16 protein-coding genes are annotated in these 12,253 nt (G+C 64.6%); 7 read left to right on the top strand and 9 right to left on the bottom strand.

Annotated elements, in window-relative coordinates:
• Positions 1-35 precede the first annotated feature (35 nt).
• Positions 36-1,247, bottom strand: coding sequence for a penicillin-binding protein activator (locus ACKTSM_RS08530; protein ID WP_407874233.1), 1,212 nt, complete (start codon positions 1,245-1,247; stop codon positions 36-38).
• Between the two features lie 38 nt (positions 1,248-1,285).
• Here ACKTSM_RS08530 and rsmI point away from each other — a divergent pair, with 38 nt between their 5' ends.
• The 3 genes from rsmI to gshB are packed head-to-tail and all read left to right on the top strand — an operon-like array spanning position 1,286 to position 3,468.
• Positions 1,286-2,143 (top strand): 16S rRNA (cytidine(1402)-2'-O)-methyltransferase, encoded by an 858-nt coding sequence (gene rsmI / locus ACKTSM_RS08535; protein WP_407874234.1) that lies wholly within the window; start codon positions 1,286-1,288, stop codon positions 2,141-2,143.
• Entirely contained in the window at positions 2,140-2,496 is a 357-nt protein-coding gene (locus ACKTSM_RS08540; protein WP_407874235.1) for a YraN family protein, read from the top strand. The genes rsmI and ACKTSM_RS08540 overlap by 4 nt, the downstream gene beginning before the upstream one ends.
• Positions 2,497-2,505: 9 nt before the next feature.
• Positions 2,506-3,468 carry a glutathione synthase gene (gene gshB / locus ACKTSM_RS08545; RefSeq protein WP_407874236.1) on the top strand — a complete coding sequence of 321 codons (963 nt, stop codon included), beginning with the start codon at positions 2,506-2,508 and terminating at the stop codon, positions 3,466-3,468.
• A gap of 12 nt (positions 3,469-3,480) precedes the next feature.
• Here gshB and ACKTSM_RS08550 read toward each other — a convergent pair whose 3' ends face one another.
• Both ACKTSM_RS08550 and hemW read right to left on the bottom strand, forming a co-directional pair.
• Positions 3,481-4,380 carry a tyrosine recombinase XerC gene (locus ACKTSM_RS08550; protein ID WP_407874237.1) on the bottom strand — a complete coding sequence of 300 codons (900 nt, stop codon included), beginning with the start codon at positions 4,378-4,380 and terminating at the stop codon, positions 3,481-3,483.
• Complete coding sequence (gene hemW / locus ACKTSM_RS08555; protein WP_407874238.1) at positions 4,377-5,528, bottom strand: radical SAM family heme chaperone HemW; 1,152 nt, start codon at positions 5,526-5,528, stop codon at positions 4,377-4,379. Before hemW ends, ACKTSM_RS08550 begins: the two co-directional genes overlap by 4 nt.
• A gap of 44 nt (positions 5,529-5,572) precedes the next feature.
• Between hemW and ACKTSM_RS08560 the strand changes: the two genes are divergently transcribed.
• Complete coding sequence (locus ACKTSM_RS08560) at positions 5,573-6,124, top strand: CAP domain-containing protein (RefSeq protein WP_407874239.1); 552 nt, start codon at positions 5,573-5,575, stop codon at positions 6,122-6,124.
• Here ACKTSM_RS08560 and rdgB read toward each other — a convergent pair.
• Complete coding sequence (gene rdgB / locus ACKTSM_RS08565; RefSeq protein ID WP_407874240.1) at positions 6,121-6,756, bottom strand: RdgB/HAM1 family non-canonical purine NTP pyrophosphatase; 636 nt, start codon at positions 6,754-6,756, stop codon at positions 6,121-6,123. The genes ACKTSM_RS08560 and rdgB overlap by 4 nt on opposite strands.
• Entirely contained in the window at positions 6,753-7,466 is a 714-nt protein-coding gene (rph, locus tag ACKTSM_RS08570; protein ID WP_407874241.1) for a ribonuclease PH, read from the bottom strand. Before rph ends, rdgB begins: the two co-directional genes overlap by 4 nt.
• A gap of 105 nt (positions 7,467-7,571) precedes the next feature.
• Between rph and hrcA the strand changes: the two genes are divergently transcribed.
• The 3 genes from hrcA to ACKTSM_RS08585 all read left to right on the top strand — a co-directional run bounded on the left by hrcA (position 7,572) and on the right by ACKTSM_RS08585 (position 9,858).
• A complete protein-coding gene (gene hrcA, locus ACKTSM_RS08575; RefSeq protein WP_407874242.1) occupies positions 7,572-8,636 on the top strand; it encodes a heat-inducible transcriptional repressor HrcA in 1,065 nt (354 codons plus the stop codon).
• Positions 8,637-8,653: 17 nt separating this feature from the next.
• The gene (gene grpE, locus ACKTSM_RS08580; protein ID WP_407874243.1) at positions 8,654-9,250 is read left to right on the top strand and encodes a nucleotide exchange factor GrpE; all 597 of its coding nucleotides are present in this window, start codon (positions 8,654-8,656) and stop codon (positions 9,248-9,250) included.
• A 128-nt stretch (positions 9,251-9,378) separates the two neighbouring features.
• Entirely contained in the window at positions 9,379-9,858 is a 480-nt protein-coding gene (locus ACKTSM_RS08585; protein WP_407874244.1) for a c-type cytochrome, read from the top strand.
• Between the two features lie 16 nt (positions 9,859-9,874).
• Here ACKTSM_RS08585 and ACKTSM_RS08590 read toward each other — a convergent pair whose 3' ends face one another.
• The 4 genes from ACKTSM_RS08590 to ACKTSM_RS08605 form a co-directional block, all read right to left on the bottom strand.
• On the bottom strand, positions 9,875-10,543 hold the full coding sequence (locus ACKTSM_RS08590; RefSeq protein WP_407874245.1) for a crotonase/enoyl-CoA hydratase family protein: 669 nt from the start codon (positions 10,541-10,543) through the stop codon (positions 9,875-9,877).
• Between the two features lie 111 nt (positions 10,544-10,654).
• On the bottom strand, positions 10,655-11,227 hold the full coding sequence (locus ACKTSM_RS08595; protein WP_407874246.1) for a hypothetical protein: 573 nt from the start codon (positions 11,225-11,227) through the stop codon (positions 10,655-10,657).
• The gene (locus ACKTSM_RS08600; RefSeq protein ID WP_407876340.1) at positions 11,224-11,679 is read right to left on the bottom strand and encodes a vgr related protein; all 456 of its coding nucleotides are present in this window, start codon (positions 11,677-11,679) and stop codon (positions 11,224-11,226) included. The genes ACKTSM_RS08595 and ACKTSM_RS08600 overlap by 4 nt, the downstream gene beginning before the upstream one ends.
• A gap of 68 nt (positions 11,680-11,747) precedes the next feature.
• The gene (locus ACKTSM_RS08605; protein ID WP_407874247.1) at positions 11,748-12,224 is read right to left on the bottom strand and encodes a copper chaperone PCu(A)C; all 477 of its coding nucleotides are present in this window, start codon (positions 12,222-12,224) and stop codon (positions 11,748-11,750) included.
• Between the last annotated feature and the right edge of the window lie 29 nt (positions 12,225-12,253).

Here is a 12,253-nt window from a genome sequence, read left to right on the forward strand (position 1 = left end):
CCTCACAAGGAGCGCTCGCGCCGAATGCGCGGGTTTTACCCGCCAAAGCTCGACGGGGCTGGATCAACCGGAACGACCTGCCCGCCACGAACCGCGCGCACTTCGAGCGCGCGCTCGGCCACGCCGTCGCGGCCAAAGCGGAACGGCCCGTCCACGCCGAGGAAACCGCCGCGGTCGAACAGCATCCTCTTGGGGAAGCGATCGCCGACCTCCCAGTCGCGCGCGACACGCAAGGTCAGGAGCACCGCGTCATAGCCGAGCGTGGCAATGCGATAGGGCCTGGACCCGAAGCGCGCTTCGTAACTTTCAGAAAAGCGACGGAAGCGCCGGTCGGAGACGGCGGAGAACATCGCGCCATCGATCGCGCTCGAACGGGTGAGGGCGGATTCGCCGCTCCAGAGCTCGGTCCCGAGGATGCGGGTGTTCTCGGCTCCGTCGGCGCGCAATTCGCCGGCTGCCTGGACCGCGAGCCGCGCACCATCGGCGACCAGGACGGTGTCGTAGCCACCGCGGGTGCGCAGGCGCTGTGCCGCGCTGACGATCGAGGTGTTGCCGCGGGCATAGCGCTCGAACGCGACAAGGCTGCCTCCGGTATCGGCAAGCGAGTTCTGAAGCGCAGTGTAAGAACGTTGGCCATATGCGCCTTCGGGCAAAAGCGCGCCGAAATTGCTCGACCCGTTGGCTCGTGCATATTCGATCGACCGGCGGATCGATTGCTCCGGGATGTGTCCCATCACGAAGACGTCGGCGCTGGCGACGGTCGCATCGTTTGAAAACGCGATGGCTGGAACGCCTGCCGGCCGGGCAGCGGCCTGCACTCCGGGCACGTTATCGGCCAGAAGCGGGCCGAGGATCAAACGGTTGCCATCCGCAATCGCACGCCGCGCCGCGCCGGCAGCGCCGCCCGAGGTGTCATAGGTAGTGATCCGGATATTGTCGGCGTTGGTGTCGAGCAGCGCCATGGTGGTCGCATTGGCGAGCGACTGGCCCACCTCGGCGGCGCGACCCGACATCGGCACCAGCAGCGCGACCCGGTGACGGGTCGAATCGGTCGGAAGCGCGGTGGCACTGGGCTGCGGCGTGGGGGTCGGCGCGGGAGCTGTCGCGACGGTTTCGGTCTTCGGAATCACCTGGCAACCTGCGAGAAGCGCCGCTGCGCCAGCGATTGCGAAATTGCGGCGGTTGAACCCTTTTGCCGCGGCGCTCAGCCACTTGCGGGTGAAAACCGGTTTTGCCGTCTGCTTCATTCTTGCCGACCCTTGATCGCTGCGTCATGTAGGCCGGTGTGAACACGCCGACCCCTGATCCGTCTCGTGGAGAACCACTTGAACCCGGTCTCTATATTGTCGCGACGCCGATTGGCAATCTCGGCGATGTAACGAAACGTGCCATCGACGTGCTGAAGCGCGCAGACCTGATCGCGTGCGAGGATACCCGTGTCACAGGCAAGCTCCTGAAAGCTGTTGGCGCCGATACCCGCATGCAAAGATATGACGATCATGCCTCGGACAATGTTCGTGCAAGACTGGTAGAACGGTCGTGCACCGAAGCGGTGGCGCTGGTGAGCGATGCGGGAACCCCGCTGGTGTCCGACCCGGGTTACCGGCTCGTGCGCGAGGCGCGTCAGGCAGGTGCCTCGATCACCACGCTCCCCGGAGCCTGCGCCGCGATCGCCGCGCTGACGCTTTCGGGCCTGCCCAATGACCGCTTTCTCTTTGCAGGCTTCCTTCCGGTCAAGGACAAGGCCCGGCGCGACATGCTGGCCGACTTGGGTTCGATCGCGGCGACGATCGTGTTCTACGAAACCGGGCCGCGCCTCGAACGCAGCTTGCGCGCCCTGGCCGAGCTCTGGCCTGGCCGTGAAGTCGCGGTCGCGCGCGAGCTGACCAAGCTGCACGAGGAGTGCCGCACCGGCGATGCCCTGACGCTCGCCGAGCATTACGCAGCGCACCCCGCCAAGGGCGAGATCGTCTTGCTTGTCGGCCCGCCCGTTCCCACCGCGAACACCCACGACCCGGATGTTCTGCTGCGCGATGCACTGAGCACGATGAGCGCGAGCAAGGCAGCTGGCATGGTCGCGAAGGCCACCGGGCTGGATCGCAAGGCGCTCTATGCCCGTGCTGTCGAATTGACCGCCAGATGACGCTCGATCGTCAGACTGCCGAGCGTCGGGGGAGGGATGCCGAGGCGCAGGCCGCGCAATATCTTGCCCTCCAGGGCTGGGAAATACTTGCCGAGAGACGCAAGACCAGGCTCGGCGAGATCGACCTGATCGCGCGCAAACCCGGCATCGTCGCCTTCGTCGAGGTCAAGTGGCGCGCCCGCAGCGCTGACCTTGCCACCGCGATCGACGAACACCGGCTGGGACGGGTCGCCGCGGCGGTCGAGATGGTCGCGCATGAATATGTGGAGGCCAAAGACGACCTGCGTATCGACGTGATCCTGCTTGCGCCCGGCCGCCGCCCCCACCACATCGAGAACGCCTGGATGCCTTAGGAACCGCGAATGTCACTCAGAATTGCCGTCCAGATGGACCCGATCGAAACCGTCAATATCGCAGGCGACAGCTCGTTCGCGCTGATGATCGCCGCGCAGGAACGCGGGCACGAAGTGTTCGAATACCACGTCGAAAGCCTCACGCTTGACGCCGATGATCGCCTGTTTGCCCAGTGCCACCCGGTCAAATTGCAGCGCGTCGTCGGCGACCACGTCGAGAAAGGCGAGGCGCAAAGGCTCGACCTCGGACGCGATATCGACGTGGTGCTGATGCGGCAGGACCCGCCTTTTCACATGGGGTACATCACCGCCACCCACCTGCTTGACCGGATCAGGGACGAGACCCTGGTGGTCAACGACCCGGAAAGCGTGCGCAACGCGCCCGAAAAGGTCATGGTGCTCGACTATCGTCGCTTCATGCCGCCCACCCTCGTCACCCGCAGCGTGGACGAAGTGCGCCGCTTTATGGCCGAACACGGCGCGGTGGTGGTCAAGCCGATCCATGGTAATGGCGGCAAGGCGATCTTCCGTGTGCCGGCCGATGGCGACAACCTCACCGCGCTGTTCGAAGTGTTCAACCAGACCTGGCCCGAACCGCACATGGTCCAGCCTTTCCTTCCCGAAGTGGCCGAAGGCGACAAGCGGATCGTGCTCGTCGATGGCGAGGTCGCAGGCGCCATCAACCGCATACCGGGCGAGGGCGAATTCCGCTCGAACCTCGCCATGGGCGGCAGCGCCGAAGCGACCGAACTAACCGAGCGCGAGCAGGAAATCTGCGACGCCATGGGCCCGGAACTGAAACGCCTCGGCCTCACCTTCGTCGGCATCGACGTGATCGGCGGCAAGTATCTGACAGAAATCAATGTCACATCGCCGACCGGGATAGTTGCCATCGACAAGTTCAACGGGACCGATACGGCAGGGATGATCTGGCAAGCGATCGAGGCGCGGGTCGCGGCACGCGGCGCCTAAGCGGCCGACTGTTCAGCCCTTTTTCGCGCGGGGATGCGCGGCGCGATAGGTTTCGAGAAGGCTCGCCGCATCGACCTTGGTGTAGATTTGCGTGCTTCCGAGCGAAGCGTGGCCAAGCAGTTCCTGAAGGCTCCTGAGATCAGCACCGGCCCCCAGCAAATGGGTCGCGAAAGAATGCCTCAGCGCATGCGGTGTCGCGCTGTCGGGCAAGCCCAATGCGCGGCGGGCGCGGGCCATCGCCTTTTGCACCATGCCCTGAGACAGCGGCCCGCCCTTGGCCCCGCGAAATAGCTTTTCGGAAGGCGCGATCGGGTAGGGGCAGGCAGCGACATAGGCCGCCACCGCCTCGCGCGTGATCGGCAGGATCGGCACCACTCGTTGCTTTCCGCCCTTGCCGGTGACCAGGAGCGTTTCGCCGAGCGGCGCGGCCTTTCCTTCGAGCGAGAGCGCCTCGGCGATGCGAAGTCCCGATCCGTACATCAGCAGCAGTACGGCGCGGTCGCGTGCTCCGATCCAGTCTTCGCTCGCATCGGCTTTGGCGAGGTCGGCAAGATTCTGCGCTTCGTCGGGAGTGACCGGGCGCGGCAGGCCCTTCTTCAGGCGCGGCCCCCTCACTCGAGGAGCTGCGGGGTCGGGATCGCCGCTCTCGGCGCGGGCGAAGGCGATGAAGGCCTTGAGCGCGGAAAGCTCGCGCGCAGCGCTGGCATTGGAGATCCCCTCGGCACGGCGAGCGGCAAGGTGGGCGCGCAGATCATACGCTTCGAGCGCGGCCACATCTGCAAGTTCCAGTAATCCGCGCGCTGTCATCAGCTTGCGTGCCGCGGTGCAATAGGCGCGCACCGTATGCGGACTGCGACGCAGGCCGTTGGTCAGGTGCGCGTGCCAGGCTTCGAGCGGGGCGGGCTCGGTCATGCCTCGACCAGTTCGGCGTTGACGAGTTCTGCAAGCACCGCGTCGAGCAGCGGACGCCCAGCCTCGCTCACCCCGATCCGCTCTCCCTCGCGCCACGCCATTCCGATCTGCACGAGATGATCAAGCTTGGCAGCGGACACCAGCGCATCGCGCGCGATGCCGAAGCGGCGCTCCATCGCAGCAAGGTTGACCCCTTCGACGAGCCTCAATCCCATGAGCAGCGCCTCGGACGCCTGTTCAGCCATCAGCAGATTCCGCTGCTCGGCGATACCATGGCCTCGATCGGTAACGGCGCGCAGGTAGTTCTCAGGCTTGCGATGGCGGGTGGTCGCAAAGCCGCCGCGACGGCCGTGCGCGCCCGGTCCGATCCCGGCATAATCCTGGTAGCGCCAATAAGTGAGATTGTGACGGCTCTCTTCGCCAGGGCGCGCGTGGTTGCTTGTCTCATAGGCTGGCAGTCCTGCCGCTGCGGTCATCTCCTGTGTTAGCGCGAAGAGGTCCGCCGCCGCATCATCATCGAGCGGTTCGAACACCCCGCGCCGGACATCGGTGGCGAAGCGCGTGCCCGGCTCGATCGTGAGTTGGTAGAGCGAGAGATGCGACGTCCCGAAGTCGAGGGCTCGGGCAAGCTGGTCGCGCCATTGCGCCTCGTTCTGCCCGGGCAGAGCGTAGATCAAGTCGAAGCTGACGCGGGCGAAATGCTCCTGCGCGGTTGCGAGAGCTGTCAAGGCTTCGCGGCTGTCGTGCAGTCGGCCGAGCCATTGCAGCACTTCATCGTCGAGCGACTGGATGCCGAGCGAGACGCGGTTGATGCCAGCACCTGCGAGTGCTGCGAAATTGGCGGCTTCGACCGATGACGGGTTGGCCTCGAGAGTGACTTCGATATCACTTGCAAACCCCCACAAAACCTGCACTTCTGCCAGAAGCGCCTCTACCAGAGCAGGCGGCATGAGCGATGGCGTGCCTCCGCCGAGGAAGATCGAGGTCAGCGTCTCGCCGCCCGCCGCTTCGGCCTCGGCGCGCATATCCGCGATCAGCGCCTCCTTCCACTCGGCAAAAGGCACGGTCTCGCGGACATGCGAATTGAAGTCGCAATAGGGGCATTTCTTCGCGCAGAACGGCCAGTGAATGTAGAGAGCGCGGGCCACGTGTTTCAGTCTTTCTTAAACGCTTGCCCGGCAATCTGTAGGGCATGGCTCATGGCTCCACAATCGCGCTCGTTCTTGCTGCCGCGCTGACCCTGTCCGGCGGGGCATTCGCGGGCACCCTTGCCGAGGGGCAGGGGAAGGCCGAGAGCGAGTGGCTCGACGCGCACAACCGCGAACGCGCGCAGTTCGGTTCCGCTCCGCTGCAATGGAACGCGGACCTTGCCGACGAGGCGCGCCAATGGGCGCGGCAACTCGCCCGCGAAGAAAGGTTGCGCCACACCTCGAGCGAGGAGCGCAATCGCACCGGAGAAAACCTCTGGATGGGAACGGCGGGGCGTTATGCGCCGAGCGCGATGATCGACTCTTTCGTCGATGAAAAGCGGCATTTCCGCGCCGGGCGCTTCCCGCAGGTCTCGCGCACCGGGAATTGGGCCGATGTCGGCCATTACACGCAGATCGTCTGGTCCGAAACGCGGGAGGTGGGCTGCGCCAGCGCGCGCGGGCTGCGCTTCGATGTGCTCGTGTGTCGATACTGGCCGGCGGGCAATATCATCGGCACGCCCATCGCACCGGGTCGCCGCATCGCCCAGCGCTAGGCGCCGAACTGGTCGCTCACCAGCTTGGCGAAGGCATCGGCGCGGTGGCTGATCGCGTGCTTTTCGGAAGGTTCGATCTCGGCAAAGGTTTCCTCGCCACCGCGCGCTGCGGGAACGAAGACCGGGTCGTAGCCGAAACCCATCTCGCCTCGTGGCGGCCAGGTCAGCGCGCCTTCGCAGCGCCCCTCATAGACCGCGTGTTCGCCATCGGGCCATGCGAGCGCAAGTACGCAGTGAAAGGCCGCGGCGCGATCGGTGTCGGGGCCGAGCTGCTGCAACATGCCTTCGACCTTGCCCATCGCCATGTACCAGTCTCGGCCCGGATCGCCCTCGAACCATTGTCGTTCGGCCCAATCAGCGGTGTAGACTCCGGGCCTGCCGCCCAGCGCATCGACCGCGAGACCGCTGTCATCGGCAAGCGCGGCGAGGCCCGATGCCTCTGCCGCCGCGCGCGCCTTGATCAGCGCGTTCTGGACAAATGTGGTGCCGGTCTCGGCCGGTTCGGGCAGGCCGAGCGATCCGGCGGAAATGCATTTGGCGCCATAGGGTTCGAGCAGCGCCGAGATTTCCTTCAGCTTGCCCGAATTGTGGGTCGCGATGACAAGCGATCCTGCGCCGAGCCTGCGGGTCATTTGGTCGCGTCGCGCTGCGCTTCGAAGATCTGGTCGCAACCGATCCGGGCCAGGCGAAGCAGGCGCAGCAGGCCTTCCTCGTCATAGGTCGCGCCCTCGGCGGTCGCCTGGACTTCTGCAATCTGGCCGCCTTCGATTAGCACGAAATTGGCATCGGCATCGGCGCTCGAATCCTCGTCATAATCGAGGTCGAGCACCGGCGTGCCCTTGTAGATGCCGCAAGAAATAGCCGCGATCTGCGATGTGATCGGGTCTTCGGTGATCGCCCCTGCCTCGATCAAACCGTTGACCGCGAGCCGCAATGCGACCCAGGCGCCCGAAATCGAGGCGGTGCGGGTGCCGCCATCGGCCTGGATCACATCGCAATCGAGCGTGATCTGCCTCTCGCCCAGTTTCTTGAGATCGACCACGGCGCGCAGGGAGCGGCCGATGAGGCGCTGGATTTCCTGCGTGCGGCCCGATTGCTTGCCACGCGCTGCCTCGCGACTGCCGCGGGTGTGGGTGGCACGAGGGAGCATCGAATATTCGCCGGTGACCCAGCCTTCGCCCTTGCCGCGCAGCCACGGCGGAATGCGTTCTTCAACGCTCGCGGTGCACAGAACGCGGGTGTCGCCGAAACTGACGAGGCACGAGCCTTCGGCGTGCTTGGTGAAACCGGTCTCGATGGTGATGGCGCGCATTTCGTCCGCGCTACGTCCTGAAGGGCGCATGGTGGTCTTTTCCTTGTAAGCGATTCGTCTTGCCGCGCGGTGTGGCTGGGAACCGTGCCGCGGGCAAGGCTTGGCGAAGCGCGATCACTTGCTAAATGAGGAAACATGGCCCCGACAAGCAAAGCGCCCCCGATCACCGAACTGACCGAGCGCGCGCGCGACATCTTCCGCCGCGTGGTCGAGGAATATATCGAGAGCGGTCAACCCGTGGGATCGAAGACACTGGCCGCCGACGGCGCGCTGAACCTGTCGCCCGCCTCGATCCGCTCGGTGCTTGCCGATCTCGAACAATTGGGCCTGCTTGCCGCGCCGCATACCAGCGCCGGAAGGATGCCGACCGATGCGGGGCTGCGGATATTCGTCGATGGCATGATGCGCGTGGCGGAACCTTCGGCGCAGGAGCGCGCGCAGATCGAGGCGCGACTGTCCGAGGCAGGACCGGTTGAACAGGCGCTGCGCAAGACATCGGCGCTGTTGTCCGAGCTTTCGGGCGCAGCCGGAATGGTCATGGTCCCTCCGCGCGAACAAAGGCTTGCGCAGTTCAGCCTGGTGCCGCTCGGGCAGGGCAGGGCGCTCGCGGTGCTGGTGGGCGAGGATGGCGCGGTGGAAAACCGCGTCCTCGAAATCGACACCACCGCTCCCGGCTCGCTCGAGGCGGCAAGCAATTACATTACGGCAAGGCTCGCCGGGCGCACCCTGGCAGAAGCCGCTAAAGCGATGCGTGCCGAGATCAAGGCGGGCCGTTCGCAGCTTGACGAGGCAAGCCGCGATCTCGTCGAGCGCGGGTTGGCCGTATGGAGCGAGGACGCGGACAGCCGCCCGGTGCTGATCGTGCGCGGCGCGGCAAACCTGATCGATGACGAGGCCATGGGCGACATCGAGCGCGTGCGATCGCTGCTCGACGATCTTGAGAACAAACAATCGGTGGCAGGCCTTCTCGAAAGCGCGCGCGAGGCCGAGGCGACGCGGATATTCATCGGCAGCGAAAACCGCCTGTTCGGGCTTTCTGGGTCGTCGGTGATTGCCTCGCCCTATCGCGACAAGGAAGGCCGCGTGGTCGGCGTGCTTGGCGTGATCGGTCCGACGCGCTTGAATTACGCGCGCGTGGTCCCCATGGTTGACCTGACCGCCCGATCGCTCGGAAGATCGTTGGGCAAGCTCATCGCTTGAACGGAAACTTTGCAGACATGAACGACAACGACACGCCGCGCGAAGATGCGGCCAAGGAAGAAGAATTGAAGGGCGTTCCCGAGGAATTCCTCGAGGACAGCGACAATGCGCAGGACGAATCGGGCGAGGGTTCCGACCAGGTCGCCGAAGCGCTCGAAGCGCTGCGCAACGATCTCGAGACGGCTAAGCAGGACGTGCTCTATGCCCGCGCCGAGACCCAGAACGTCCGCCGCCGCGCGGAAAAGGACGTTGCCGATGCGCGCAATTACGCCGCGACCGGCTTTGCCCGAGACGTTCTCAGCGTTTGGGACAATCTCAGCCGCGCGGTCGGCGCGATCCCCGACAGCTTGCGAGAGGACGAGAAGATGAAAGGTCTCGTCGCCGGCATCGAGGCAACCCAGCGCGAGCTTGAAAAGGTGTTCAAGCAGCACGGCATCACCCGCATCGCCTCGCAGGGCATGCCGCTCGACCCGAACCAGCACCAGGCGATGATGGAAGTGCCGAGCGACGAGCACGAACCCGGCACGATCGTCCAGGAGATGCAGTCCGGCTGGATGATCAAGGATCGCCTGCTGCGCCCGGCAATGGTCGGCGTGGCCAAGAAGCCGGACTGATCCGCGCTCGCTTGACGAGGGCACTGGTCGAGTAACGCCTGCTTTTTGACGATTGGCAGTTTGTGCGCCACCTTGCTCCGCGCGATCGTCGCAATCGGTCGCGCGGAGAGCTGGGCTGGAGAGTGCCGATGAATATCACGCAAGCAGGATCAATTGCTGCGCTGGGATGCGCGCTCGCCATGCTGGCATCGAGCCATGCAGGTGCCGAGGCGCATGGCCAGGCCGATACGGTGGCGATGTCGGCGTCGGATGTGGTCGAGGCGCGGCGGACGAGCTATTTCCTCTCCACGCAGGCTGTCGGCCAGATCAAGGCAGGATACGAGGACGGCGGCGATCTCGAGCGCGCCGCATTTGCCGCGCGGCTGCTGGTGCGATGGGCGCAATTGCTGCCCAGCATGTTCCCCGATGGCACCGACCTTGAAGCATCGAACGCACTTCCCACGGTCTGGACCGACCGCGAGGGTTTCAGCGCGGCCGCCGCAGCATATCGGGACGCCGCGCAATCGGTCGCCGACAGCGCGGCCAGCGGCGACCGGGAGGCCACCAAGGAGGCTTTCTTCGCGATGGCGGGCACCTGCCATTCGTGTCACCGGAATTACCGCAAGTAGCGTCTGGCGCCCCGGATCAACCAAAGTCCGGCAGCGGGCTGGCATCGATATCGGCGATCAGCTGGCGATTCATTGCGCTCTTGTTCGCATTGAACGCACCCATGTTAAGAGCCTTCATCGCTTCGACGACCGAGGCGACATGCTTTTCGAGCGCGTCGGGCGCCACCACGTCGTCGAAATAGCCTGCCTCGCGCGCTTCTTGTGGATTGAAGAGTTGCGCGGTTGCGACCGCCTTGCGCCCCTTGGCATTGAGCCGGGCCGCGCCGAGGATCATCGGGTAGATCGGCAGCGCCATTCCGATCGCGCTTTCGTTCATGCCGGTGACGAATTCGCCTTCGATCCCAATCGCGCGATCGGCCGCTAGCATCAGGAACGCGCCCATCGGATAAGCGTGGCCTTCGCACACGGTCACGACCGGAGCAGGGTGCGTGAGGATTGCGAGGATCGCGTCCTTGCCAGCCTGCAATTGCGCGGTTGCCGTCTCGGGCCCGGCTCCAAAGCCTTTGAGGTCGAACCCGGCGGAAAAGATGCCCTTGCGCCCCCTGATCACCACGGGTGCCTGATCACCAGCACATTCGCCAAGCTGCGCGGTCAGCGCGTCCAGCTTGTCCTTGTTGAGCGCATTAACCTTGCCATCGTCCATGGTGATGACATGCGCGCCGTTTTCGTGCGTGTGGTTGATCATGCGGGCCTCCCGATATCCGTGCTTGCAAGGTCGCTTAAACGCGCAAACGGTCCGCGCCAACACCAATGTGGCATGACGCTACGACGCGCTGCGTCGCGCTTCGCCGACTGATCAGACGAGGTAGAGGACGAGGTAGCGAACGATCAGAGCGACCAGCAGAATCGCCTGGATATGGCGATTGCGGACTATCATCACCCCGGCCATCAGAGCGATCAGGAGCAGGGTCAATCCGATGCCAAGCGGGGTCATCATCGCCTCGGCCAATCGCGGAATGCTCAGGATGAAAGCCCACTGCGCGAGGACCAGCGTGATGAGGATCCCCATGATTGTACGCCGGACTCGGAAGAAGTGCGTATCGAGGTCCTGAAACCGCTCGGGGGCGGTCGGAAAAACCAGTCGCGCCGCGAGGTAATAGGCTCCGGTGAAGGCCATGACGCCGAGCAGCATCGCCGGCGTCACCGCAACGAGATCGCGCATCACCCATGCGATCACCCAGAACGAAAGCAGGTCGAGCATCACAAAAAAGCCGAGAATCGGCGTCAGCCAACCGATCTTGAAAGCCCGGTCTTGCGCTTCCGTCTCGAATTCGTTTTCCAGCGTCCGGCCGAAACCGGACAGCAGCTCGACCATCGAGAGGCCGAGGAGCAGAGCGTAGAAAACGAAGATGAACTCGAAATCAGTCACAAGGTCGCGCCCTTGAAGCGAACGAGCATGTCGTAGGCGGCCTTGTCCCCCACGCCCGCGACACGCGCGCCGCGTCTTAGCCAGAATGCGTGTTTGACGATTTCGGCCTGCTGTTCGATCCCGTAGGCGGAAAAAGGCTGGCCGGGCTTGAGGCTGTAATCATAGCGGCAGAACGGGTGGCGGTGGAGCACGAGATACCAGCTGCCTCGCGTCTGGGTCTGCCAGACATGCGTCATTTCGTGGATGAAAAGCCCCTGCCGCGAAAGCGTGGCGGCGGAGAAATCGTCGCAATAGCTCGCGCTATCAGGGTGAAAATGCATGTGGCCGCGCGGTGCCATCGTCACCTTGCGAGGCTGGAAGGGAAACCACTTACGCCTTCTGATCCGGACCGCGCTGTAATCCAGCACATTTCCGAAGACGGACCGGGCAAGCTCGACCTCGCCCGGAGTCAGGTGACGCTCGCCTCCGGCCGGACAGGCCGGGGCGCTAGTCGTCTGTCCCGTGTCATCCGGAGACGCGTTCAGCGCTCGTCCCCGGCCGCGCGCACCTCGGCGTCGAACTTGTGCTGGCGCCCGCCCGACACGGTCAGCGTAACCTCGGCCGTGTCGCCCGGCTCGATTTCGGGAGACACGTCCATCGCCATCACGTGATAGTCGCCAGGCTTGAACTCGATCGTCGTGCCATTGCTGACCGGGATCGGAAGCGCATCCATCATCTGCATCTCGAAATTGTATTCGCCATATTGATGCATGGTCGCGCTCTCCGCGCCTTCGACCGAGACCCGACCGAGCGAAAAGGCGCGGTCACCCTCGTAGGAAAAGTCGAAATAGACCGCGGCCGGATTGCCCGGAACAGGAGGCAGGACCATCCTCGCATTTTCAATGGTCACGCCCTCGATAACGCCTTCGGGCGGCGCTTCGGCGACCTCTGCTTCGCCCCCGCAAGCCGATAGCGTCAGCAGTGCAGCAGCGCCCATTGCAACAGTCGATCCCCTCATCGCACGATCCCTTCTAATGTCCGTCCCGG

The sequence above is a fragment of the Qipengyuania nanhaisediminis genome, from assembly GCF_045862805.1.
GTDB lineage: Bacteria > Pseudomonadota > Alphaproteobacteria > Sphingomonadales > Sphingomonadaceae > Erythrobacter > Erythrobacter nanhaisediminis_A.

What these genes read in the sequence shown, in the direction of transcription:
- ACKTSM_RS08530 (WP_407874233.1), bottom strand. Translation starts at nt 1,247, where the DNA reads ATGAAGCAGACGGCAAAACCGGTTTTCACCCGCAAGTGGCTGAGCGCC.
- ACKTSM_RS08540 (WP_407874235.1), top strand. Translation starts at nt 2,140, where the DNA reads ATGACGCTCGATCGTCAGACTGCCGAGCGTCGGGGGAGGGATGCCGAG.
- gshB (WP_407874236.1), top strand. Translation starts at nt 2,506, where the DNA reads ATGTCACTCAGAATTGCCGTCCAGATGGACCCGATCGAAACCGTCAAT.
- ACKTSM_RS08550 (WP_407874237.1), bottom strand. Translation starts at nt 4,380, where the DNA reads ATGACCGAGCCCGCCCCGCTCGAAGCCTGGCACGCGCACCTGACCAAC.
- ACKTSM_RS08560 (WP_407874239.1), top strand. Translation starts at nt 5,573, where the DNA reads ATGGCTCATGGCTCCACAATCGCGCTCGTTCTTGCTGCCGCGCTGACC.
- rdgB (WP_407874240.1), bottom strand. Translation starts at nt 6,756, where the DNA reads ATGACCCGCAGGCTCGGCGCAGGATCGCTTGTCATCGCGACCCACAAT.
- rph (WP_407874241.1), bottom strand. Translation starts at nt 7,466, where the DNA reads ATGCGCCCTTCAGGACGTAGCGCGGACGAAATGCGCGCCATCACCATC.
- hrcA (WP_407874242.1), top strand. Translation starts at nt 7,572, where the DNA reads ATGGCCCCGACAAGCAAAGCGCCCCCGATCACCGAACTGACCGAGCGC.
- grpE (WP_407874243.1), top strand. Translation starts at nt 8,654, where the DNA reads ATGAACGACAACGACACGCCGCGCGAAGATGCGGCCAAGGAAGAAGAA.
- ACKTSM_RS08585 (WP_407874244.1), top strand. Translation starts at nt 9,379, where the DNA reads ATGAATATCACGCAAGCAGGATCAATTGCTGCGCTGGGATGCGCGCTC.
- ACKTSM_RS08590 (WP_407874245.1), bottom strand. Translation starts at nt 10,543, where the DNA reads ATGATCAACCACACGCACGAAAACGGCGCGCATGTCATCACCATGGAC.
- ACKTSM_RS08605 (WP_407874247.1), bottom strand. Translation starts at nt 12,224, where the DNA reads ATGAGGGGATCGACTGTTGCAATGGGCGCTGCTGCACTGCTGACGCTA.